The 20,091-nt window shown below is 72.1% G+C and carries 17 protein-coding genes, 3 tRNA genes and 1 pseudogene; 11 read left to right on the top strand and 10 right to left on the bottom strand.

Annotated features, from left to right (window positions below; genetic code table 11):
- The 5 genes and pseudogenes from CG740_RS37760 to CG740_RS37740 form a co-directional block, all read left to right on the top strand.
- Positions 1-811: pseudogene (locus CG740_RS37760) on the top strand (DNA polymerase III subunit gamma and tau); the annotation flags it as partial.
- 58 nt (positions 812-869) lie between these two features.
- Entirely contained in the window at positions 870-2,126 is a 1,257-nt protein-coding gene (gene purD, locus CG740_RS37755; protein ID WP_100579834.1) for a phosphoribosylamine--glycine ligase, read from the top strand.
- A gap of 454 nt (positions 2,127-2,580) precedes the next feature.
- The gene (locus CG740_RS37750) at positions 2,581-4,296 is read left to right on the top strand and encodes a hypothetical protein (protein WP_100579833.1); all 1,716 of its coding nucleotides are present in this window, start codon (positions 2,581-2,583) and stop codon (positions 4,294-4,296) included.
- 341 nt (positions 4,297-4,637) lie between these two features.
- Positions 4,638-6,131 (top strand): N,N-dimethylformamidase beta subunit family domain-containing protein, encoded by a 1,494-nt coding sequence (locus CG740_RS37745; RefSeq protein WP_100579832.1) that lies wholly within the window; start codon positions 4,638-4,640, stop codon positions 6,129-6,131.
- A gap of 160 nt (positions 6,132-6,291) precedes the next feature.
- Positions 6,292-7,191: a phosphoribosylaminoimidazolesuccinocarboxamide synthase gene (locus CG740_RS37740; RefSeq protein WP_100579831.1), complete on the top strand. Its 900-nt coding sequence runs from the start codon at positions 6,292-6,294 to the stop codon at positions 7,189-7,191.
- A 55-nt stretch (positions 7,192-7,246) separates the two neighbouring features.
- Here CG740_RS37740 and CG740_RS37735 read toward each other — a convergent pair.
- The 8 genes from CG740_RS37735 to CG740_RS37700 all read right to left on the bottom strand — a co-directional run bounded on the left by CG740_RS37735 (position 7,247) and on the right by CG740_RS37700 (position 11,777).
- Positions 7,247-7,322 (bottom strand) — tRNA-Gly (locus tag CG740_RS37735).
- Between the two features lie 22 nt (positions 7,323-7,344).
- On the bottom strand, positions 7,345-7,956 hold the full coding sequence (locus CG740_RS37730; RefSeq protein WP_100579830.1) for a response regulator transcription factor: 612 nt from the start codon (positions 7,954-7,956) through the stop codon (positions 7,345-7,347).
- Complete coding sequence (locus CG740_RS37725) at positions 7,953-9,170, bottom strand: sensor histidine kinase (protein WP_199846694.1); 1,218 nt, start codon at positions 9,168-9,170, stop codon at positions 7,953-7,955. The genes CG740_RS37730 and CG740_RS37725 overlap by 4 nt, the downstream gene beginning before the upstream one ends.
- Positions 9,171-9,185: 15 nt before the next feature.
- Complete coding sequence (locus tag CG740_RS37720; RefSeq protein ID WP_234376729.1) at positions 9,186-10,004, bottom strand: ABC transporter permease; 819 nt, start codon at positions 10,002-10,004, stop codon at positions 9,186-9,188.
- The gene (locus CG740_RS37715) at positions 10,001-10,954 is read right to left on the bottom strand and encodes an ABC transporter ATP-binding protein (protein ID WP_100579829.1); all 954 of its coding nucleotides are present in this window, start codon (positions 10,952-10,954) and stop codon (positions 10,001-10,003) included. Before CG740_RS37715 ends, CG740_RS37720 begins: the two co-directional genes overlap by 4 nt.
- A 159-nt stretch (positions 10,955-11,113) precedes the next feature.
- Positions 11,114-11,186: transfer RNA gene (locus CG740_RS37710), tRNA-Gly, on the bottom strand.
- A 78-nt stretch (positions 11,187-11,264) separates the two neighbouring features.
- Positions 11,265-11,336: transfer RNA gene (locus CG740_RS37705), tRNA-Gly, on the bottom strand.
- Positions 11,337-11,459: 123 nt separating this feature from the next.
- Complete coding sequence (locus tag CG740_RS37700; RefSeq protein ID WP_100579828.1) at positions 11,460-11,777, bottom strand: histone-like nucleoid-structuring protein Lsr2; 318 nt, start codon at positions 11,775-11,777, stop codon at positions 11,460-11,462.
- A 315-nt stretch (positions 11,778-12,092) separates the two neighbouring features.
- Between CG740_RS37700 and purS the strand changes: the two genes are divergently transcribed.
- From purS to purL, 3 genes are read left to right on the top strand one after another with little or no spacing between them, the layout of a single operon-like run.
- Complete coding sequence (purS, locus tag CG740_RS37695; protein WP_078966365.1) at positions 12,093-12,353, top strand: phosphoribosylformylglycinamidine synthase subunit PurS; 261 nt, start codon at positions 12,093-12,095, stop codon at positions 12,351-12,353.
- Complete coding sequence (gene purQ / locus CG740_RS37690; protein ID WP_100579827.1) at positions 12,350-13,030, top strand: phosphoribosylformylglycinamidine synthase subunit PurQ; 681 nt, start codon at positions 12,350-12,352, stop codon at positions 13,028-13,030. The genes purS and purQ overlap by 4 nt, the downstream gene beginning before the upstream one ends.
- On the top strand, positions 13,027-15,276 hold the full coding sequence (purL, locus tag CG740_RS37685) for a phosphoribosylformylglycinamidine synthase subunit PurL (RefSeq protein WP_100579826.1): 2,250 nt from the start codon (positions 13,027-13,029) through the stop codon (positions 15,274-15,276). The genes purQ and purL overlap by 4 nt, the downstream gene beginning before the upstream one ends.
- Positions 15,277-15,333: 57 nt before the next feature.
- On the opposite strand, the gene CG740_RS37680 is transcribed toward purL, so the two are convergent.
- The gene (locus tag CG740_RS37680) at positions 15,334-16,815 is read right to left on the bottom strand and encodes an MFS transporter (RefSeq protein WP_100579825.1); all 1,482 of its coding nucleotides are present in this window, start codon (positions 16,813-16,815) and stop codon (positions 15,334-15,336) included.
- On the opposite strand from CG740_RS37680, the gene CG740_RS41690 reads away from it, so the two are divergent.
- The 3 genes from CG740_RS41690 to CG740_RS37670 all read left to right on the top strand — a co-directional run bounded on the left by CG740_RS41690 (position 16,793) and on the right by CG740_RS37670 (position 18,450).
- The gene (locus CG740_RS41690; RefSeq protein WP_267895447.1) at positions 16,793-16,927 is read left to right on the top strand and encodes a hypothetical protein; all 135 of its coding nucleotides are present in this window, start codon (positions 16,793-16,795) and stop codon (positions 16,925-16,927) included. The two genes, CG740_RS37680 and CG740_RS41690, sit on opposite strands and share 23 nt — an antisense overlap.
- A gap of 64 nt (positions 16,928-16,991) precedes the next feature.
- Positions 16,992-17,642, top strand: coding sequence for a TetR/AcrR family transcriptional regulator (locus tag CG740_RS37675; RefSeq protein ID WP_100579824.1), 651 nt, complete (start codon positions 16,992-16,994; stop codon positions 17,640-17,642).
- A 10-nt stretch (positions 17,643-17,652) separates the two neighbouring features.
- Positions 17,653-18,450 carry a maleylpyruvate isomerase family mycothiol-dependent enzyme gene (locus CG740_RS37670; RefSeq protein WP_100579823.1) on the top strand — a complete coding sequence of 266 codons (798 nt, stop codon included), beginning with the start codon at positions 17,653-17,655 and terminating at the stop codon, positions 18,448-18,450.
- 67 nt (positions 18,451-18,517) lie between these two features.
- Here the strand turns inward: CG740_RS37670 and CG740_RS37665 are convergent, their stop codons facing one another.
- Positions 18,518-19,933, bottom strand: coding sequence for a sulfatase family protein (locus CG740_RS37665; protein WP_234376728.1), 1,416 nt, complete (start codon positions 19,931-19,933; stop codon positions 18,518-18,520).
- Between the last annotated feature and the right edge of the window lie 158 nt (positions 19,934-20,091).

Genomic DNA, 20,091 nt, shown 5'->3' with positions numbered 1-20,091 from the left:
GGGTGCCTGGCCCGGGGCCGCCGCCCCCGCCGCCCCTTCGGCGGGCGCCTGGCCCACCGCGGCTCCCGCGTCCACCCCCGCCCCGGCCGCCCCGGAGCCCGCTCCGGCCGCGCAGGCCGCCGCCCCCGCCCCGGGCGCCCAGGGCAACGCGATGCAGGTGCGCACCATGTGGCCGGACATTCTGGAGGCCGTGAAGAACAAGCGGCGCTTCACCTGGATCCTGCTCAGCCAGAACGCGCAGGTGGCCGGCTTCGACGGCACCACCGTGCAGCTCGGCTTCATCAACGCCGGCGCCCGGGACAACTTCGCGAGCAGTGGCAGCGAGGACGTGCTGCGCAGTGTGCTCTCCGAGCGGTTCGGGGTGCAGTGGAAGGTCGAGGCGATCATCGACCCGTCGGGCGGCACCCAACCCCCGCCGGCGGCGGGCAACTTCGGCGGCGCCGCTCCGAGGCCCCCCGCCCCGCCCGTCCAGCAGCCCCAGCAGTCCCAGCAACATCAGCAACATCAGCAGTCCCCACAGCACCAGCCGAGCCAGCCTCAGCAGCACCAGCCGCCGCAGGCGTCCTCGGGGGCCGCCCGGTCCGCGTCGGCGGCCCCGGCCGCGTCCGCACCCGTACCGCAGTCGCAGCAGCCGCCCCGGGCCAGTGCTCCCGCACGCCAGGAGGAGCCGCCGCCGCCCCCGGTCCGGCTGGAGGACGACGTTCCGGAGGACGACGATCCGGACCTGGTGGACAACGCGCTGTCCGGGCACGACCTGATCGTGCGCGAGCTCGGGGCGACCGTGGTGGAGGAATATACGAACGAGGGCTGAGCGTCCGCCTGGTGACCCGCACAAGGGTCACCCCGTCGCGACGGCTAGGCTGGCCGGCGTGAAGGTCCTTGTCATCGGCGGCGGTGCTCGCGAGCACGCCCTGTGCCGTTCCCTGTCCCTCGACCCCGACGTGACGGCGCTGCACTGCGCCCCCGGCAACGCCGGGATCGCGGAGGTCGCCGAGCTCCACCCCGTGGACCAGATGGACGGGGACGCGGTCGCCCGCCTCGCCGTCGAGCTGGGCAGCGAGCTGGTCGTGGTCGGGCCCGAGGCCCCCCTGGTGGCCGGGGTGGCCGACGCCGTGCGCGCCGCGGGCATCCCCTGCTTCGGCCCCTCGAAGGAGGCCGCGCAGCTGGAGGGCTCCAAGGCCTTCGCCAAGGACGTGATGGCGGCGGCGAGCGTGCCCACCGCCCGCTCGTACGTCTGCACCACCCCCGCGGAGATCGACGAGGCGCTGGACGCCTTCGGGGCCCCGTACGTGGTGAAGGACGACGGTCTCGCAGCCGGCAAGGGTGTCGTCGTCACGGACGACCTCGCCGCGGCCCGCGCGCACGCGCTCGCCTGCGAGCGCGTGGTGATCGAGGAGTTCCTGGACGGCCCCGAGGTCTCCCTCTTCGCGATCACCGACGGCGTCACCGTCCTGCCGCTCCAGCCCGCGCAGGACTTCAAGCGCGCGCTCGACGGCGACGAGGGCCCCAACACCGGTGGCATGGGCGCCTATTCACCGCTTCCGTGGGCGGACCCGAAGCTCGTCGACGAGGTCATGGAGAGCGTGCTCCAGCCGACCGTCGACGAACTGCGCCGCCGCGGCACGCCGTTCTCCGGACTGCTGTACGCGGGCCTCGCGATCACCTCGCGCGGGGTGCGGGTCATCGAGTTCAACGCGCGCTTCGGCGACCCCGAGACCCAGGTCGTCCTCGCCCGGCTCCAGACCCCGCTCGCGGGCGTCCTGTTCCACTCGGCGAACGGCACCCTGGACGTACAGGCCCCGCTGACCTGGCGCGACGACGCCGCCGTCACCGTGGTCATCGCCTCGCACAACTACCCCGCGACGCCCCGCACCGGCGACCCGATCGAGGGCCTGGCCGAGGTCGTGGCCCAGGACGCGCCGACGGCGTACGTCCTGCACGCCGGGACCCGGCGGGACGGCGACGCGGTGGTCAGCGCGGGCGGCCGGGTCCTCTCGGTCACCGCGACCGGCCAGGACCTGACGCAGGCCCGCGAGCGGGCGTACGCGGCGGTCGGCCGCATCCGCCTCGACGGCTCGCAACACCGCACGGACATCGCCCGCGAGGCCGCGGAGGGCCGGGGCTGACGGTCACGTCCCACCCCGGGGGCCGGGGGTCCGCCACCTGCACGCCGTGCTTCGCGCCCGGGTGGCCGCCGCCTGCACGCCGTGCTTGGCGCCCGGGTGGCCGCCGCCTGCACGCCGTCCGCGGGGCCCGGTTGCCCCAACCACCAAGCGTGCCCGACCGACCAAGCGCCCCCGACCGACCAAGCGCCCCCGACCGACCCGGGCGCCCCCGACCGACCAAGTGACCTCGACCGACCCGGGCGACCCCAATCGAACCGCGAACGCCCGCACCTTTACCCAAAGCCATTCCATCGAGTGACGGTCGCCCCATCGGGATGACTCCCGCCGGGGCCCCAACTAGGGTGCGGCGAGGGCGTTGCGGCACTTGGCCCACCGGCATTGCGATGTCAGTGGGCGGTGCCACAGTGGGGGAGTGAGCAAAGCCGTCGCAGGGCAGAGGGGGTGAGGTCCGGCCGTGTCCGATACCGGAATGGGTGCAGAGGCGGGCGCGCAGCACGCGCGCTCGCGGGCTCTCGCCGTGCTGCGCGTCCGTAGCAGGGCGCTGGCCGTGGCCCTGTTGCCGACGGCCGCCGCCGTCGTGCTGACCGTCGCCGCCGCGCAGGGCCGGATCGAGGGCAGTGGCTGGGACGCCGTGTGCTGGGCGGTCACCGCCGCCGCGCTGCTCGTGCTGCTGCTCGCGGCCGCCGTCGGAGCCGTGATCGTACGGGCGAGACCTGCCCTCTCCCCGACGGTGGACCTCGCCGAATCGTCCGCCCCCGATCTGTATCGCCTGGTCAGAGACCTGGCAGAGCGCCTCGATGTGCCGCCGCCCTCGGCGATAGCCCTGACTCCGGACTGCGACAGCTGGCTGGAGGACCGCACCCATCCGGCGCACGCCGGGAGGGGGCCGATGCCCGCTCGCTCCATACGCGGCGGCGATGCGGGCGCCGATGCGGGCGGCGATGCGGGCACCGCACCCGCTCCACGCACCCCGCGCACCCCGCGCACCGGGCGGGCGCCGGTCGCGCCGGTCCTGGTCATCGGCTCGCCCTTCATGTGGTGGATGCGCGTCGGCGAACTCCGCGCCATCCTCGCCCCGGTCGTCGCCGGAACGGGCCCCTCCGCCCACCCGGACATAGCGGCCGCCCGCCGTTTCGTACGGGGTCTGGACGCGGCGGTGGGCCTCGCCGCGCGGCCGGGTCTCGACCCGGTGCGACGGCTCGCCCTCGGCTTCGTCGCCGCCATCGCCCGGGTGCTCCTGCGGGGGTGCCGGGTGCACGCCGCCGAGATGGAGCGGGGTGTCGCGGTCGCCGCGTCCGAGCGCGCCCAGACCGTGGACTACGGGGTACGCATCGTGGCCCAGGAGCAGGTCGGGCTCGCCTACGCGGGCTGGGACCGGCTGCTGACCCGGGTCGCGCTGCCCGCCTGGCGGATGGGCCGCTGGCCCGCGCGCCTCGACGCGGGCGTGGTCTCCGCGCTGACCGAGCTGTCCCGGCGCGACCGGCTGGCCGAGGGCTACACCTCCCGGCTCGGCGAGCGTCCGGCCTGCGACCTTCTGGAGGAGCCCGGCGCCGCCGACGAGGCGACCTCGCTGCTCGCCGCCCGGCTGTTCCACGGGGGCCCGGCCGAGCCGGGGCCCGACTGGGCGCCGGTCGACTGGGCCGCGTATCCGGAGGAGGTCGTGGACCGCAAGTGGCGCAGCGAGGCCGCCCGGCTGCACCGGGTCCTGGACACGCTGGGCGAGCGACGCGACGCGGAGTCCGCGGCGCCCACCCTGGCCCGGGTCATCGACCATCTCGCCGGGGCGGACGGCGAGGCAGCCGACCGCCTCGCGGCCCGGATCGCGGCGGAGGTGGCCGGCGAGGAGGCCGCGTCCGCGCGGCCCGCGCCCGGCCCCGAGGCCTGGGGCGTCGACGCGGTGCCGCTCCTTCCGCTCCAGCCGCCGCGCACGGGCCGGGAGTTGCTGGCCGACCATGTGACGGCGATGGTCTGCTGCGCCGCGATCGACACGGCGGGCGCCCTGCCCGGGCTCGACTGGCTGGACGGCCCCTCGCTGCTCATCGACGAGGTGCGCCGCTCGGACCTGGTGTCCCCGGTGCTGGCCCTCGTCGAGGAGGGCGACCCGGACGAACTGCGCGACTGGCTGTCCTCCGTGGGCATCCGCCCGGAGAAGCCGGTACGTCTCGTCTGAGGGGCACCCCCCCCCGGGGGAGCCTGGCTAGCATCAGCCAGAGGAAGCCGCCCCGCCTACCGGAGCCGCACCCCCACCCCACCCCGGCGGGAAGCCGCCCCGCTCCTCGGCCGAACCGCCCGCAGGCAGCCGCCGCCCCACCCCCAACAGCGCTCCCAGTAGGGCGAGTTCGCCCAACATATCCGGAACGTCGAGTTCCCCTTCACGTCAATTCGCGACGAACGGTGACGGAGTGCGTGCGTTATGTGATGTGCTGGGGACCGGTCGCGGACAGACCGCGGACGGACCGCGGGCCACAGTCGCATCACTGTTGTCCCGGGGGATCGAGGGAGGGGAGCGACATGGGGGTGGAACGGTCGGAACACATCCGGCGCTGGGAGTCCGGAGCCCTCGCGCACGCCGTCTCGGACCCCTTCGGGCAGGGCCCGCTGCCCTGGCTGCGCGGCAGTGAGACGTACTTCGACGACACCGGGCACGTGGTGCCCTGGTACGTCGACCACGTCCCGGTCACGGACGGCGTCCCCGCCCCGCGCCCCGCCCGGGTCACCGGGCCGCGCACCGCCGACGACGTGCGCCGCCAGATCAAGGGGTTCGCCTCCAGCGGGGCCGTCGCGCCCGGTGAGGCCATCGACTTCCACATCACGGTGGATCCCCCGCAGCAGTTCACCGTCGACGTCTACCGGATCGGCCACTACGGCGGCGACGGGGCCGCGAAGATCGCCACCAGCCCCCGGCTCTCCGGGATCGTCCAGCCGCCGCCGCTGACCGCGGACCGTACGGTCTCCTGTCACCACTGGTGGCAGTCCTGGCGCTACCAGGTGCCCTCGCACGCCTCGGTGGGCGCCCATGTCGCCGTCCTGACCACCGCCGACGGCTACCGCTCGCACATCCCGTTCACCGTCCGCGACGACCACCCCGCGGATCTGCTCCTGCTGCTGCCCGACATCACCTGGCAGGCCTACAACCTCTACCCGGAGGACGGCCGCACCGGCGCCAGCCTCTACCACGCCTGGGACGAGGAGGGCCGGCTGCTCGGCGAGGAGGACGCGGCGACCACCGTCTCCTTCGACCGGCCGTACGCGGGCGCGGGTCTGCCCCTGCACGTGGGCCACGCCTACGACTTCATCCGCTGGGCCGAGCGCTACGGCTACGACCTCGCCTACGCCGACGCCCGCGATCTGCACGCCGGCCGCGTCGACGCCTCCCGCTACCGCGGCCTGGTCTTCCCCGGCCACGACGAGTACTGGTCGGCCCCCATGCGCCGGGCCGTGGAGCTGGCCCGGGACGGCGGCACCTCGCTGGTCTTCCTGTCCGCCAACTCCATCTACTGGCAAGTGGAGTTGGGGCCGTCCCCGTCCGGTGTCCCGGACCGGCTGCTGACCTGCCGCAAGCGCCGCGGCCCCGGCCGCCCCGCCCTGTGGCGCGAGATCGCCCGGCCCGAGCAGCAGCTCCTGGGCATCCAGTACGCGGGCCGCGTCCCCGAGCCGTACCCGATGGTCGTCCGCAACGCGGACCACTGGCTGTGGGAGGCGACCGGTGCCGGGGACGGCGACGAGATCGCCGGCCTGGTCGCGGGCGAGGCCGACCGCTACTACCCGCGCACCGCGCTCCCCGAGCACCAGGACCGCATCCTGCTCGCCCACTCCCCGTACCGGGACAGCGAGCAGCACGTCCGGCACCAGGAGACGTCCCTGTACCGGGCGCCCTCCGGCGCGCTCGTGTTCGCCTCGGGCACCTTCGCCTGGTCTCCGGCGCTCGACCGCCCCGGCCATGTGGATTCCCGCATCCAGCGGGCCACGGCCAATCTCCTCGACCGCATCTGCAAGCGGGACTGACGCCGGTCGCGGGCCGGCCGTGACGCGTGCCACGGGCCGCCGGTGCCCGGACCGTGCCGTCGGCGGCACCGGGCCGGCCCCGGTCCGACCCGCGACGCCGTCTCCCGGCCGCATGCGAGAGAATCGGAATCGCTCCTGGATCAACCTACGCGGAGGAACCGTGTCCGGATTCGTAGAAAAGCCCGAGCCGTTGCAGGTGCCGGGCCTGACCCATCTCCACACGGGCAAGGTGCGTGACCTCTATCAGAACGAGGCGGGCGACCTCGTCATGGTCGCCAGCGACCGGCTGTCCGCGTACGACTGGGTGCTGCCCACCGAGATCCCCGACAAGGGCCGGGTCCTGACCCAGCTCTCGCTGTGGTGGTTCGACCTGCTCGCCGACCTGGTGCCCAACCACGTCATCTCCAGCGAGGTCCCGGCCGGCGCCCCGGCCGACTGGGCGGGCCGCACGCTGGTGTGCAAGTCGCTCGCCATGATCCCGGTGGAGTGCGTGGCCCGCGGCTATCTCGCGGGTTCCGGCCTGGTCGAGTACGACGAGTCCCGCACGGTGTGCGGCCTCGCGCTGCCCGAGGGCCTGCGCAACGGGTCGGAGCTGCCCGCGCCGATCTTCACGCCCGCCACCAAGGCCGCCGTGGGCGAGCACGACGAGAACGTGAGCTACGAGGAGGTGGCCCGCCAGATCGGCGCGGAGACCGCCGCCCAGCTGCGCCAGGCCACCCTCGCCGTCTACGGCCGGGCCCGTGACATCGCACGCGAGCAGGGCATCATCCTCGCGGACACCAAGTTCGAGTTCGGGTTCGCGGGCGAGGAGCTCGTCATCGCGGACGAGGTGCTCACCCCGGACTCCTCGCGCTTCTGGCCCGCCGCGACCTGGGAGCCGGGCCGCGACCAGCCCTCCTACGACAAGCAGTACGTCCGCGACTGGCTGACCTCGCCGGACTCCGGCTGGGACCGCAGGAGCGAGCAGCCGCCGCCCGCGCTGCCGCAGCGGATCGTGGACGCGACACGGGGCAAGTACATCGAGGCGTACGAGCAGCTCACCGGCACCAGCTGGGCCTAGCCGACGCGGACACGAAGAAGCCCCCCGGTCGAGGACCGGGGGGCTTCTTCGTGTGTGGAGCGAACGACGAGGTTCGAACTCGCGACATCCACCTTGGCAAGGTGGTGCTCTACCAGCTGAGCTACGTTCGCATGCGCCGTGGCGCGGAGACCACTATACCCAACCTCGCTCGCGGGCGAGACGCACCGCCGTATGACGGTTCTCCGCACCCAGTTTCGCGGCGGCCGACGAGAGGTAGTTGCGGACCGTTCCCTGGGACAGTGCGGCCCGCTCGGCGATCTCCGCGACGGGCGCCCCGTCGGCCGCGAACCCGAGCACCTCGGCCTCGCGCACGGTCAGCGGGGAGTCCCCTGCGGAGATCGCGTCGGCCGCCAACTCCGGGTCCACATAACGGTTTCCGGCGTGCACCGACCGGATGATCTCGGCGAGCCGCAGGGCGCTCACGGTCTTCGGCACGAAGCCGCGCACCCCCGCCGTGAGGGCCCGCTTGAGATGGCCGGGGCGTCCGTGGCTGGTCACGATCATGGTCCGGCAGGACGGCAGTTCGGCCCGGATCTGTGTGGCCACCATCACACCGTCCGCGCCCGGCATCTCCAGATCGAGGACCGCCACATCGGGCCGGTGGGCCCGCGCCATCGCGAGCGCCTCGGGCCCCGAGGCGGCCTCCGCGACGACCTCCAGGTCGTCCTCCAGGCCGAGCAGGGCCGCCAGCGCGCCCCGGATCAGGTGCTCGTCGTCGGCGAGCAGCACCCGCACCCGGCTCATCGGGGCACCTCCGCGGTCAGCCGGAACAGGCCGTCGCCCGCCGGGCCCGCCTCCAGGGTGCCGCCGAGCGCCGAGAGCCGCTCGCGCAGACCGGCCAGGCCCGAGCCCGGGGTGGTGGCCGGCCGCTCCGGCACGCCGTCGTTCTCGACGACCAGGGTCGCGGTGTGCTCGGCGACGGCGAGCCGGATCGCCACGCTGCGGGCGTCCCCGTGCCGCAGCACATTGGTGGTGGCCTCGCGCACCACCCAGCCGAGCGCCGACTGCGCCTCGACGGTCAGGCCCTCCGCCGGCCCGCTGTACACACAGCCGATCCCGGCCGCCTCAAGGACCCCTCGGGCGCCCTCGATCTCGACCCCGAGGTCCGCCTCCCGATAGCCGCGCACCACTTCCCGTACCTCTTTCTGTGATTCCTGCGCGATGCGCTGCACCTCCACCATCTGTGCCACCGCCTCCGGCCGGCCGCGCCGGGCGAGCTGGACGGCGAGTTCGGCCTTGAGCGCGATGACCGCGAGGTTGCGGCCGAGCACGTCGTGCATGTCCCGCCCGAAGCGCAGCCGCTCCTCGGCGACCGCCAGGCGGGCCTCGGTCTCGCGGGCCCGGTCCGACTCCCACATCATCGACAGCGTCCAGGCGCCGCAGCGCGACACCGTCAGGGCCCACGGCCCGCACAGGGCCACCGCCACCGCCAGGCCGACCACGCGTCCCTGCGGCACTCCGACGGCCGCGAAGAGCGCCGCGACCGGGATGCCGAGCAGGGCGAACCGCAGCAGGAATCTTCCGCGCGGCACCAGCAGGCAGTACGCCATGCCGAACGGCAGCACCACATAGAGCACGACGAGCATCAGGGTGTCGTCCGGGGTGCCGTGCGACGCCCGCAGCGCCGCGACGAGGACGAGCGAGAGCCCACCCAGCGCCCCGGTCCAGAGCAGGCCGCGGCGGGGCATCCCGCCCCGCCCCAGATAGTGGTCGAGCGCCCGGCGGTGGACCCGGCAGCCCTGGAACGCGGCCGCGGCGCCCGCCCCCATCGTCGCCACGCCGAGCGCGAGCGGCAGCGGTTCGTGCCGCAGCCCCAGCAGGACGAACGGCACGTCCCAGCTGAGGAAGAGGAACCAGATGCTGAGGTCCCAGACCAGCCGGCTCTGGAACTCGACCTTCTCGACCCTGCTGCGGTCCCGCCACTGCCGCCCGTGCCACGTGTGTATTCGGCCGAACACCCTGCCGCCCCCGTCTCAGCGCCGCGGCTCCCAGCGGAAGCGCCCGCGCACGACCAGTACCGCGATGAGCGTCCAGACAACCACGACGAGCAGCTCCCGCAGTACGTCCCCGGCCCCGGCGCCGCCCGTCCAGCCGCTCCTGATCAGCTGGATCACCGGGGTCAGCGGCAGCAGGTCGCACACCATGGCCACCTTGTCGGGAAGCAGGTCGGTGGGCACGATCAGACCCGATCCGGCGGTGGAGACCAGCATCAGTGGCATCACCGCGATCTGGGCGGCCTCGGCGGTCCTGGTGAGGGCCGCGGTCGCCGCGGCGAGCGCGCCCGTCACGGCGAGCCCGAGCAGGAGGCCGACGACCGCGAGCCACCACGCCCGGGGCAGCGGCACGTGCAGCCACGCCGAGCAGCCCACCACGAGCAGCGCGGACTGCGCCACGGCGATGAGCAGCGCGGGCAGCGCCGCCCCCGCCAGGATCTCCCAGTCGTGCAGCTCGCCGGTGCGCAGCCGCTTCAGGACAAGCTCTTCCCGGCGTACGACGTAGATGCCGACCAGCGGCGAGTACAGGGCGAAGAGCAGGGCGAAGCCGAGCGAGCCGGGCAGCAGCACGGTTCCGGCGTTCAGGCCCTGCTTGCCGAGGTCGACGCTGTTGACCGTCCCGTACATGGAGACGGTGAGCATGGCCGGCAGCAGCAGCACGGTGAACAGCGTGGACTTGTTGCGGCCGAGCAGGGTGAGTTCGGCGCGGGCGAGCGCCGTCATGCGGTCGGCCGCGGTCTTCGGGGTCCGTGCGGGCTCAAGGACCGGGCTGCGCGCCGCGTCCAGGGTGGTGCTCATCGGACGGCCTCCGTTTCCGCGTCCGGTCCGCGTCGGTCCTGTGCGATCTTCAGGAACGCCTCTTCGAGGGAGGCCGAGCGCACATCGAGCCCCCGCAGCTCGACCCCGCTGTCCCTGGCCCACAACAGCAGTTCGGTGGCGGCGAGTTGGAGCTTCTTGGTCTTGAGGCGGACCGTGCGTCCCGCCGTCTCGTGGCTGGTGACGCCGAGCCGGTCGAGCGGCGGCAGGTCGCCCAGGTGGTAGCCGTCGGGCAGGTCGAAGGAGAGGTGCGAGGGCTGGGCCGCGACGACCTCGTCGACCCGGCCGCTCGCCGCGATCCGCCCCTCGTGCAGGATCGCGAGCCGCTCGGCGAGCGCCTCGGCCTCCTCCAGGTAGTGGGTGGTGAGCAGCACGGTGGTGCCGCCGTCGCGCAGCGCGCGCACCAACTCCCAGGTCTCGCGCCGCCCTTCGGCGTCCAGGCCCGTCGTCGGCTCGTCCAGGAAGAGCACTTCGGGCCGGGCGAGCAGCGCGAGCGCCAGGTCGAGCCGGCGCTTCTCGCCGCCGGAGAGCTGCTTGACCCGTACCTGGGAGCGCCGGGCCAGGTCGACGAGTTCGAGCGCCTCGGCGACGGGCCGGGCCCCGCTGGTGCAGCCCGCCCACATGCGGACGGTCTCGGTGACGGTCAGTTCGGCGGGGAAGCCGCCCTCCTGGAGCATCACGCCGGTACGGGGGCGTACCGCGCCGCGTTCGGTGTACGGGTCGTGCCCGAGCACCCGGACGCGGCCGCCGCTGGGCGGGGCGAGTCCTTCGAGGAGCTCGACGGTGGAGGTCTTGCCCGCGCCGTTGGTGCCGAGCAGCGCGAAGAGTTCGCCGCGCGCCACGGTGAAGGAGATTCCGGAAACGGCCTCGAAGCCCCCGGCGTAGGTGCGCCGCAGCTCCTCGACCTCGATCACATTCGCTGTGCCTGCCATGCCTCAAGCGTTCCGCCGCCGGAGCCGCCGGGGCAGTGCGCGCTGTCATCACCGCACATGACAAATGTCAGGGGAGGAACGGCACTTGGCCGGGTACCGGAGTGGCCGGGCATACGACCAAGGCCCCGGTTCGATGAACCGGGGCCTTGATGATTCCTGAGCGGACGACGAGATTCGAACTCGCGACCCTCACCTTGGCAAGGTGATGCTCTACCAACTGAGCCACGTCCGCATGCCTCCGACCAGCTCTCACTGGGCGGCGCGGGCACTACTCTACCTGATCCACAACCGTGGCCGGCAGGCAATGCAGAGCGGGTGACAGGAATTGCACACTGCGCCTCCCCCCTGGAAGGGGGGTGTTCTACTACTGAACTACACCCGCACGCTCCGGTGGACTTGGCTTTTCGGCCTTGCCCCTCGGCGTGCTCCAGACTCTAGCTGATCAGCAGGGGGGGTTTGCAACTCCGGTGCCCGGGGCGGCCGCAGGACCGCCCCGGACCGGAGGTCAGCTCGCCTGGGCGAAGGCCTCGTAGACCTTCTTCGGGATCCGGCCGCGGGCCGGCACGTCCATCTTGTTGGAGCGTGCCCAGGCGCGGACGGCCGCCGGATCGGGGGCGACGGAGGTGTGCCGGTAGGTCTTCCCGGACTTCGCGTGCTTGCGGCCCGCCGTCACGTAAGGCGCGAGCGCCTTGCGCAGTTTCTTTGCATTGGCGGGATTGAGGTCGATCTCGTAGACCTTTCCGTCCAGGCCGAACGTGACCGTTTCCGCCGCTTCTCCGCCGTCGATGTCATCGGAGAGTGTGACCACTACGCGCTGAGCCACGGATATCGGTTCCTTCCTACGGCCTCGCCACTCCCACGTCTCTGACGTGCGGCGATACCGGCCTTCCGGCTGTTATGGAGCAATGTTGTTTTTGCTGGGATTCCTTTGTACAGCGACAGCCATTGCAATGTGAAGCCCAGCCAATTGCATCAGCGTGTCTCCACGCAATGACTTCGGCGACTTTTTCTCGGGATTTTTCCCACGTGTTGTCGCCGCCGAAACCGGAACGTGATCAGGCGTTAGCGATATCTACCCGCGTAGATTTTCGAGCCGGGTACTGTGGTGGAACCGCCTTCGCACCACACCACACCGGGAGTGCCAGTGGCACGCGTCGTAGTCGACGTCATGCTCAAGCCGGAAATCCTCGACCCGCAGGGACAGGCGGTGCAGCGCGCACTGCCCCGTCTCGGCTTCGAGGGGATCGGCGACGTACGTCAGGGAAAGCGTTTCGAGCTTGAGGTCGAGGGGCCGGTCGATGAGGCCGCCCTCGCCCGCATCCACGAGATGGCCGAGACCTTCCTCGCCAACACCGTCATCGAAGACTTCACCGTCAAGGTCGAGGAGCAGTCCAAGTGACTGCACGCATCGGCGTTGTCACCTTCCCCGGCACGCTCGACGACCGGGACAGCCTGCGGGCCGTGCGCATCGCCGGCGCCGAGCCGGTCCCGCTCTGGCACCGCGACAAGGACCTCAAGCAGGTCGACGCGGTCGTGCTGGCCGGCGGGTTCAGTTACGGCGACTACCTGCGGGCCGGGGCCATTTCCCGGTTCTCGCCGGTGATGGAGACGGTCATCGAGCAGGCCAAGGCCGGCCTGCCGGTCCTCGGCATCTGCAACGGCTTCCAGATCCTCACCGAGTCGCATCTGCTGCCCGGCGCCATGCTCCGCAACAACCACCTGCACTTCATCTGCCGCGAGCAGAAGCTGCGGGTCGAGAACGCGGAGACGGCCTGGACCGCCGACTACGAGGCCGGCCAGGAGATCCAGGTTCCGCTCAAGAACATGGACGGCCGGTACGTCGCCGACGAGCGGACCCTGGACGAGCTGGAGGCCGAGGGCCGGGTCGCCTTCCGCTACCTGGACCTGAACCCCAACGGCTCGCTCCGCGACATCGCCGGCATCACCAATGCCGCAGGCAACGTCGTCGGCCTGATGCCGCACCCCGAGCACGCCGTGGAGCCGCTGATCGGTACGGGGCGTACCGACGGCCTCGGATTCTTCACCTCGATCCTGAAGAAGCTGGTCAACGCATGAGCCTCGACACCGTCAAGCACGCCGCCGAGACCCCGGACGTCGAGCAGCCCTGGAAGGAGCTCGGCCTCAAGGAGGACGAGTACGCGCGCATCCGGGAGATCCTCGGCCGCCGCCCGACCGGCGCCGAGCTCGCCATGTACTCCGTCATGTGGTCCGAGCACTGCTCCTACAAGAGCAGCAAGGTCCATCTGAAGCAGTTCGGCGACAAGGTCCCCGCCAACGACGCCATGCTGGTCGGCATCGGCGAGAACGCGGGCGTCGTGGACGTCGGCCAGGGGTACGCGGTCACCTTCAAGGTCGAGTCGCACAACCACCCCAGCTACATCGAGCCCTACCAGGGCGCGGCCACCGGCGTGGGCGGCATCGTCCGCGACATCCTCGCCATGGGGGCGCGCCCGGTCGCGGTCGTGGACCCGCTGCGCTTCGGCGCGGCCGACCACCCCGACACCAAGCGCGTGCTGCCCGGTGTCGTCGCGGGCATCGGCGGCTACGGCAACTGCCTGGGCCTGCCGAACATCGGCGGCGAGGTCGTCTTCGACGCCTGCTACCAGGGCAATCCGCTGGTCAACGCCGGCTGCATCGGTGTGATGAAGCACGAGGACATCCACCTCGCCAAGGCGTCCGGTCCCGGCAACAAGGTCATCCTGTACGGCGCCCGCACCGGCGGCGACGGCATCGGCGGCGTCTCGGTGCTCGCCTCGGAGACCTTCGAGTCGACCGGCCCGGCCAAGCGCCCGGCCGTCCAGGTCGGCGACCCGTTCCAGGAGAAGCTCCTCATCGAGTGCACCCTGGAGATCTTCCGGGAGAAGCTCGTCGCGGGCATCCAGGACCTGGGTGGCGCGGGCCTGTCGTGCGCGACCTCGGAGCTGGCGAGCGCCGGTTCCGGCGGCATGCGGGTCGAGCTGGACACCGTGCCGCTGCGCGACTCCTCGCTCTCGCCCGAGGAGATCCTCATGAGCGAGTCGCAGGAACGCATGTGCGCGGTCGTCGAGCCGCAGCACGTCGACCGCTTCATGGAGATCTGCGAGAAGTGGGACGTCATCGCCACCGTCATCGGTGAGGTGACCGAGGGCTCCCAGCTGGAGATCTTCTGGCACGGCGAGCAGATCGTGGACGTCCCGCCGCGCACGGTCGCGCACGAGGGCCCGGTCTACCACCGCCCCTTCGCCCGCCCCTCCTGGCAGGACGCGCTCCAGGCCGACGACGCCGGCAAGCTGGCCCGCCCGCGGTCGGGCGACGAGCTGAAGGAGCAGGTCCTCCAGCTGGTCGGCTCCCCGAACCAGGCCTCCAAGGCGTGGATCACCGACCAGTACGACCGTTTCGTGCAGGGCAACACGGTGCTCGCGATGCCCGAGGACGCGGGCATGGTCCGGATCGACGAGGAGTCGAACCTGGGCGTGGCCATGGCGACCGACGGCAACGGCCGGTACGCCAAGCTCGACCCGTACACCGGCGCCCAGCTCGCGCTCGCCGAGGCCTACCGCAATGTGGCGGCCTCCGGCGCGAAGCCCCTCGCCATCTCGGACTGCCTCAACTTCGGCTCCCCCGAGGACCCGGACGTGATGTGGCAGTTCGCCGAGGCCACCCGTGGTCTCGCGGACGGCTGCCTCCAGCTCGGCACCCCGGTGACCGGCGGCAACGTCTCGCTCTACAACCAGACCGGCGAGACCGCCATCCACCCGACCCCCGTGGTCGCGGTGCTCGGCGTGATCGACGACGTGAACCGGCGCACCCCGATCGCGTTCTCCCAGGAGGGGCAGCTGCTCTACCTCCTCGGTGACACCCGTGAGGAGTTCGGCGGCTCGGCCTGGTCCCAGGTCGTCCACGACCACCTGGGCGGTCTGCCGCCGCAGGTCGACCTGGACCGCGAGAAGCTGCTCGGCGAGATCCTCATCTCGGGTTCCCGCGACGGCATGATCGACGCCGCGCACGACCTGTCCGACGGCGGTCTGATCCAGGCGGTGACCGAGTCCTGCCTCAAGGGCGGCAACGGCGCGCGCCTGGTCGTCCCGGACGGCCTGGACGCGTTCACGTTCCTGTTCAGCGAGTCGGCGGGCCGCGCGATCGTGTCCGTGCCGCGCTCGGAGGAGCTGCGCTTCACCGACATGTGCGGGGCGCGCGGCCTTCCGGCCACCCGGATCGGTGTCGTGGACGGCGAATCCATCGAGGTCCAGGGCGAGTTCAGCCTCGGCCTCGCGGAACTGCGCACGGCCCACGAGGCGACGATCCCCGCGCTGCTGGCCTAGTACGCACCAACACTTCGGCCCCGTAAGCCCGTTGAGGGTTACGGGGCCGAAGTGCGTTCAGGCGGTGCTGAGTTCGGGTTCCCGCGGGGCCGGTACCGGTGCGACCTGCGTCTCGGCGGGCAGCCGCGCGGCCAGCACCGCGGCGAGGGCCATGACCCCGGCCGCGACCAGGAAGACCACGTCCATCGCGGTGACGAAGCCGTGCACCGCGGTGGTGTGGGCGGCGCCGGTCAGATGGGCGATGGCACTGGTCGAGCCACCGGGCACCTTCGCCTCGTACACCCGGCTGAGCAGGGTGCCGAACACGGCGGCGCCGAGCGCGTTCCCCAGCGTCTGGAAGAACCGGACGCTGGTGGTGGCGATGCCCAACTGGTGTGCGGGGGCGGCGTTTTGGACGTACGGGATGAGCTGGCCTATGAGCAGGCCGAACCCGCAGCCCATGACCAGGAGTGCGGCGCGGATCAGCCAGAGCGAGGTGTCGGTGCCGAGGGTGGCGAGCAGGGCGAGGCCGAGGGCGGAGGCGAGGGTGCCGGTCAGTACGAAGGTCTTCATCCGCCAGCCGCGCTCGGACAGCCTGCCGGCGCCGAGACCGACGACGGTCATGCCGATCGCCATGGGGATGAGGTAGAGCCCGGCGGCGGCCGGCTCGATGCCGCGCACCGCCTGGAGGTAGACCATGACGTAGACGAGTGCGCCCATCATCGCGGCGCCGAGCAGCCCCTGGATCGCGAAGCCGTAGCGCAGCTGGGGCACCTGGAACATGGAGAGCGGAAGCACCGGCTCGGCGGCCGTGGCCTGGCGGCGCAGGAACAGGACGAGGGAGAGGGCGCAGGTCGTGAGCAGCCCGATGATCTGGGGCGAGGCCCAGGCGTAGTCCTTGCCGCCCCAGCTGGTGGCGAGCAGCAGGCTGCTGGTGAACGCGGCGGCGAGGGCCGCGCCGAGGTAGTCGATGCGGTGGCGCACGGGGGAGACCGGCAGCTTCAGTACGAGGACCGTGCCGATCAGTGCGGCGATGCCGAGCGGCAGGTTGATGTAGAAGATCCAGCGCCAGTTGGCGTGGTCGGACAGCGTGCCGCCGATCCAGGGGCCGATCGCCATGCCGGTGCCGGCGACGATCCCGCCGACGCCGCTCGCCCTGCCGCCTCCGCCGCCCGGGGTTCTGAGCTGGGCGAGCACCACCATCGTGACGCTCATCAGGCCACCGCCGCCGAGGCCTTGCAGGGCGCGGGCCGCGATGAGTCCGGTCATGGACTGGGCCGCGCCGCACAGGGCCGAGCCGAGCAGGAAGGAGGCGACGGCCCCCACGAACACCTTCTTCGCGCCGAGGCTGTCGCAGAGCTTGCCGTACAGGGGCAGCGCCGCGGCCGAGGCGAGCGCGAACGAGCTGATCAGCCAGGGGATCTTGTCGACTCCATGGACCGGATCGAGATCGCGGGCGATGGGGACGGTCGCCGCCGAGACGATGTTCGTGTCGAGCACGGCCAGCAGGACCGTGGCGATGCAGACGATGAAGCCGATGACGGTCTGGGTCCTGGTCATCAGCGGGGCGCCGGTCCCGGTCGCGGCCGTGGCATCCGTCGGGGTGGGCGTGGCCGGTGGGCTGTTCGTGGTCGTCGTCATGGGCACCACCATGGAGCAGAAAATATACTGAGTCAATGTTTCATCCAGGCTTAAATTTCATACGGGCTTAAATTTCATCCTGGTACAGTGATTCCATGACTGCTGGTGAGGGGCTGCGCGAGCGCAAGAAGCGGGAGACCGGGATGCGGATCTGGCGCACGGCGCTGGATCTGTTCACCGAGCGCGGCTTCGACCATGTCTCCGTCGCCGAGATCGCGGCCGCCGCCGATGTGTCGAAGATGACCGTCTTCAACTACTTCGGCACGAAGGAGGACCTGGTCACGGCCCCGATGATGAACCACGTCGGCGATGTCGTACGGGCCGTGCGCGAGCGCGCCGCAGGCGAGTCGGCGGTGGACGCCGTGCGGCGGCAGTTCCTGGAGATGATCGAGGTGCGCGACCCCTCGATCGGTCTCAACGACGACCCGCGCTCCCTCCAGGCCCGCCAACTCATCCAGAACACACCGGTGTTGCTCCAGCGTGCCTCGCTCGCGTTCAGCCAGGCGCAGGGCGAGCTGGCCGAACTGCTCGCGGCGGAGGGCGGCGATCCGATGCTCGCCGCCGTCGCGGCCGCCCAGCTGACCGGCGCCCGCAACGCGCTGATCAACGAACACCACCGCCGGATCCTCGCCGGGGAGTCCGCGCAGGGGGTCGCCGACGATGCCGCCGAGCGCACCGAGCGGGCGTTCGCGCAGGTCGAGAACGGCCTCGGCAGCTATCCCGGCCCGAAGCGGGCCCCGCAGTAGGCTCGGCCGCATGCCCCCGGCCAAGAAGCGCACCCGCAGATACGATCCGGCGAAGATCCGGGCCGCCGTCCTCGCCCAGTTCGGCCACGTACGCGACGCGGTCCGTACGCTCACGCCCGAGCAGCTCGCCGGGCCCACCCGGCTCGGGGACTGGACCGTGCGGGAGCTGGCCGTGCACCACACCATGGCGCTCGGCATGCTGGACCGGTACCTCGCCGAGGCGGAGCCGCTCAAACAGGAGCTCGCGCTGCTCGACTGGCCGTTCGCCACGGCCGCGATGGCGGATCAAGTGGCGGACGGAACAAGGGAGTTGGCGGCATCGGTCGACGACCTCGACGCGCTCTTCGAGCAGCGCGCCACCCGTACCGCGGAGTTGTTCGCGAGCACCCCGGACGAACGCCTTGTGCCGACCCGGTTCGGCGCGATGGCCTTCGCCGATGTCCTGGTGACCCGGACCGTCGAACTCACCGTCCACACGGACGACTTGAACGACGCACTGCCCGGACTGGACGTCCCCCACGACCGCCAGGCCCTCGCCGCGTGCACCCGGCTGCTCGCCGACGCGCTCGCCGTGAAGGCGCCCGGCGGCTCGGTCGAGGTGCGGATCCCGCCGTACGCGGTGGTCCAGTGCGTGGCCGGCCCCAAGCACACCCGGGGCACCCCGCCCAACGTCGTCGAGACCGACCCGCTCACCTGGATCCGCCTCGCCACCGGACGCATCGGCTGGGCCGGGGCGCTGGACGTGGCGAAGGTCGCGGCGAGCGGCGAGCGGGCGGACCTGTCGGCGGTGCTGCCGGTCATGTCGTGACCGGCCTGACTCCCTTCAGTGCAAGGGCACTTGGGCCCGCGCGGTCATGCTGCCCGCGCGGTCATGCTCAGGGGTACTTGAGAAGCGTGGCGTCCGTCTTCTCCCAGGCGGCCCGGAGCCGGGCCAGCCGGGCCGGGTCGTCCGTCGCGCGGTCCGCCTGTTCACGCTGGTCGGCGGCGAGGTTGAACAGCTGGTCCTTGCCGCTGCGGCCCCGGTAGTACTTCCAGTCCCCGCGGCGCAGGGCCCGCTCGCCGCGCACCCGCCAGAACAGGTCCCGCTCGCGGGGCCGCTCCCCGCGCAGCAGGTACCCGGCGAGGCTGGTGCCGTCGAGCGGATAGGCGGGGTGCGGGCGGGCCCCGGCGAGTTCGAGCAGGGTCGCGGTCCAGTCCGGTGAGAAGTTCGGCAGGTGGCTGACCTGTCCGCCGTCGATCCGGGCGGGCCAGCGCACGATGGTGGGCACGCGGATGCCGCCCTCCTGGAGCGAGGCCTTGTTGCCGCTCAGCGGCCAGTTGTAGGAGAACCGCTCCCCTCCGTTGTCCGAGGCGAAGAACACCAGGGTGTCGCGCTCCTGCCCGGAGCGCTTGAGCGCGTCGAGCACCGTGCCGACCGACCGGTCGAGGTCCTCCACCATCTCGGTGTACTTCTCGACCGAGCCGCCGTCGTAGTGGAACAGCGCGCCGGGCTCGCCGGCCTTGATGCGCCGGACGACCTCGGCGCTCTCCTCGGTGTCGCCGTCGGCTATCCAGGGCCAGTGCGGGGTGGTGAAGTTGAGGTTGAGCAGCCACGGCCGGTCGTGCTCGCGCCGCACGTACTCACTCGCCCGCTCGGTCAGGATCCGGGTGTAGTACCGCAGGTCCTTGTACTCGGCGTCGCCCTCGTAGAGGTCGTACTCCCCGCCGAGGCCCAGCTTGGAGTAGTACTCCAGGGCGCCGCCGAAGTTCCCGAAGAACTCGTCCCAGCCGGACTTCGTGGGCGAGTAGTCGGGGAGGTAGCCGCAGTGCCACTTGCCGATCAGGGCGGTGGCGTATCCGGCGCCGCGCAGAAGTGAGGCGAGCGTGGGGTGGGTCGGGTCGAGGCCCGCGCTGCGGTCCGCGATCGGCTCGGCGAGGCCGCCCTTGGTACGTCCCGGAAAGCGCCCGGTGTAGAGGCTGAACCGGGTCGGCGAGCAGGTCGCGGAGCCGGAGTACGCATCGGTGAACCGCACGCCCTGGCGGGCCAGGCGGTCCAGGTGGGGGGTGCGGATGTGCGGCGCCCCGTACGACGACAGGTCGGCCCAGCCGAGGTCGTCGCCGAGGATGAACAGGATGTTGGGCCGCGCGGAGTGCCGGTTCGGGGCGGCACAGAACGGCCGCTCCTTCGGGTCCGCGGCGGCTTCGGCGGCGTCGGCTTCGGTGGCGGGCAGGCCGACGGCGGCGGCTGCGGCGGTGGCGCCGACCGCGCCGCCGAAGGCGCGGCGGGACAGTTTCCGGGTGTGCGAGGGCACGGAAGGGCTCCAGAGGAAGAGGTGGGAGAACGCCCCCCCAGGGACGCCGGGACGCCGGGCGGCCGGGGCAGCACGGCCGGCCGCAGGGGCGGGGGCCGAGTCGTCACGGCCCGGCCCGGCCCGTGCGGGCGGGTCAGGGGGAGGGGTGGGGTCTGGGG

Source organism: Streptomyces sp. CB01201 (assembly GCF_002803085.1).
GTDB classification, from domain to species: Bacteria; Actinomycetota; Actinomycetes; order Streptomycetales; family Streptomycetaceae; genus Streptomyces; species Streptomyces hundungensis.
This window is presented reverse-complemented; position numbering and strand designations above follow the sequence as displayed.

Excerpts from the sequence above, each read along its gene's own strand:
- CG740_RS37745 (WP_100579832.1), top strand. The coding sequence starts at position 4,638 with ATGGGGGTGGAACGGTCGGAACACATCCGGCGCTGGGAGTCCGGAGCC.
- CG740_RS37730 (WP_100579830.1), bottom strand. The coding sequence starts at position 7,956 with ATGAGCCGGGTGCGGGTGCTGCTCGCCGACGACGAGCACCTGATCCGG.
- CG740_RS37720 (WP_234376729.1), bottom strand. The coding sequence starts at position 10,004 with ATGAGCACCACCCTGGACGCGGCGCGCAGCCCGGTCCTTGAGCCCGCA.
- CG740_RS37715 (WP_100579829.1), bottom strand. The coding sequence starts at position 10,954 with ATGGCAGGCACAGCGAATGTGATCGAGGTCGAGGAGCTGCGGCGCACC.
- purL (WP_100579826.1), top strand. The coding sequence starts at position 13,027 with ATGAGCCTCGACACCGTCAAGCACGCCGCCGAGACCCCGGACGTCGAG.
- CG740_RS41690 (WP_267895447.1), top strand. The coding sequence starts at position 16,793 with ATGACGGTCTGGGTCCTGGTCATCAGCGGGGCGCCGGTCCCGGTCGCG.
- CG740_RS37680 (WP_100579825.1), bottom strand. The coding sequence starts at position 16,815 with ATGACCAGGACCCAGACCGTCATCGGCTTCATCGTCTGCATCGCCACG.
- CG740_RS37675 (WP_100579824.1), top strand. The coding sequence starts at position 16,992 with ATGACTGCTGGTGAGGGGCTGCGCGAGCGCAAGAAGCGGGAGACCGGG.
- CG740_RS37670 (WP_100579823.1), top strand. The coding sequence starts at position 17,653 with ATGCCCCCGGCCAAGAAGCGCACCCGCAGATACGATCCGGCGAAGATC.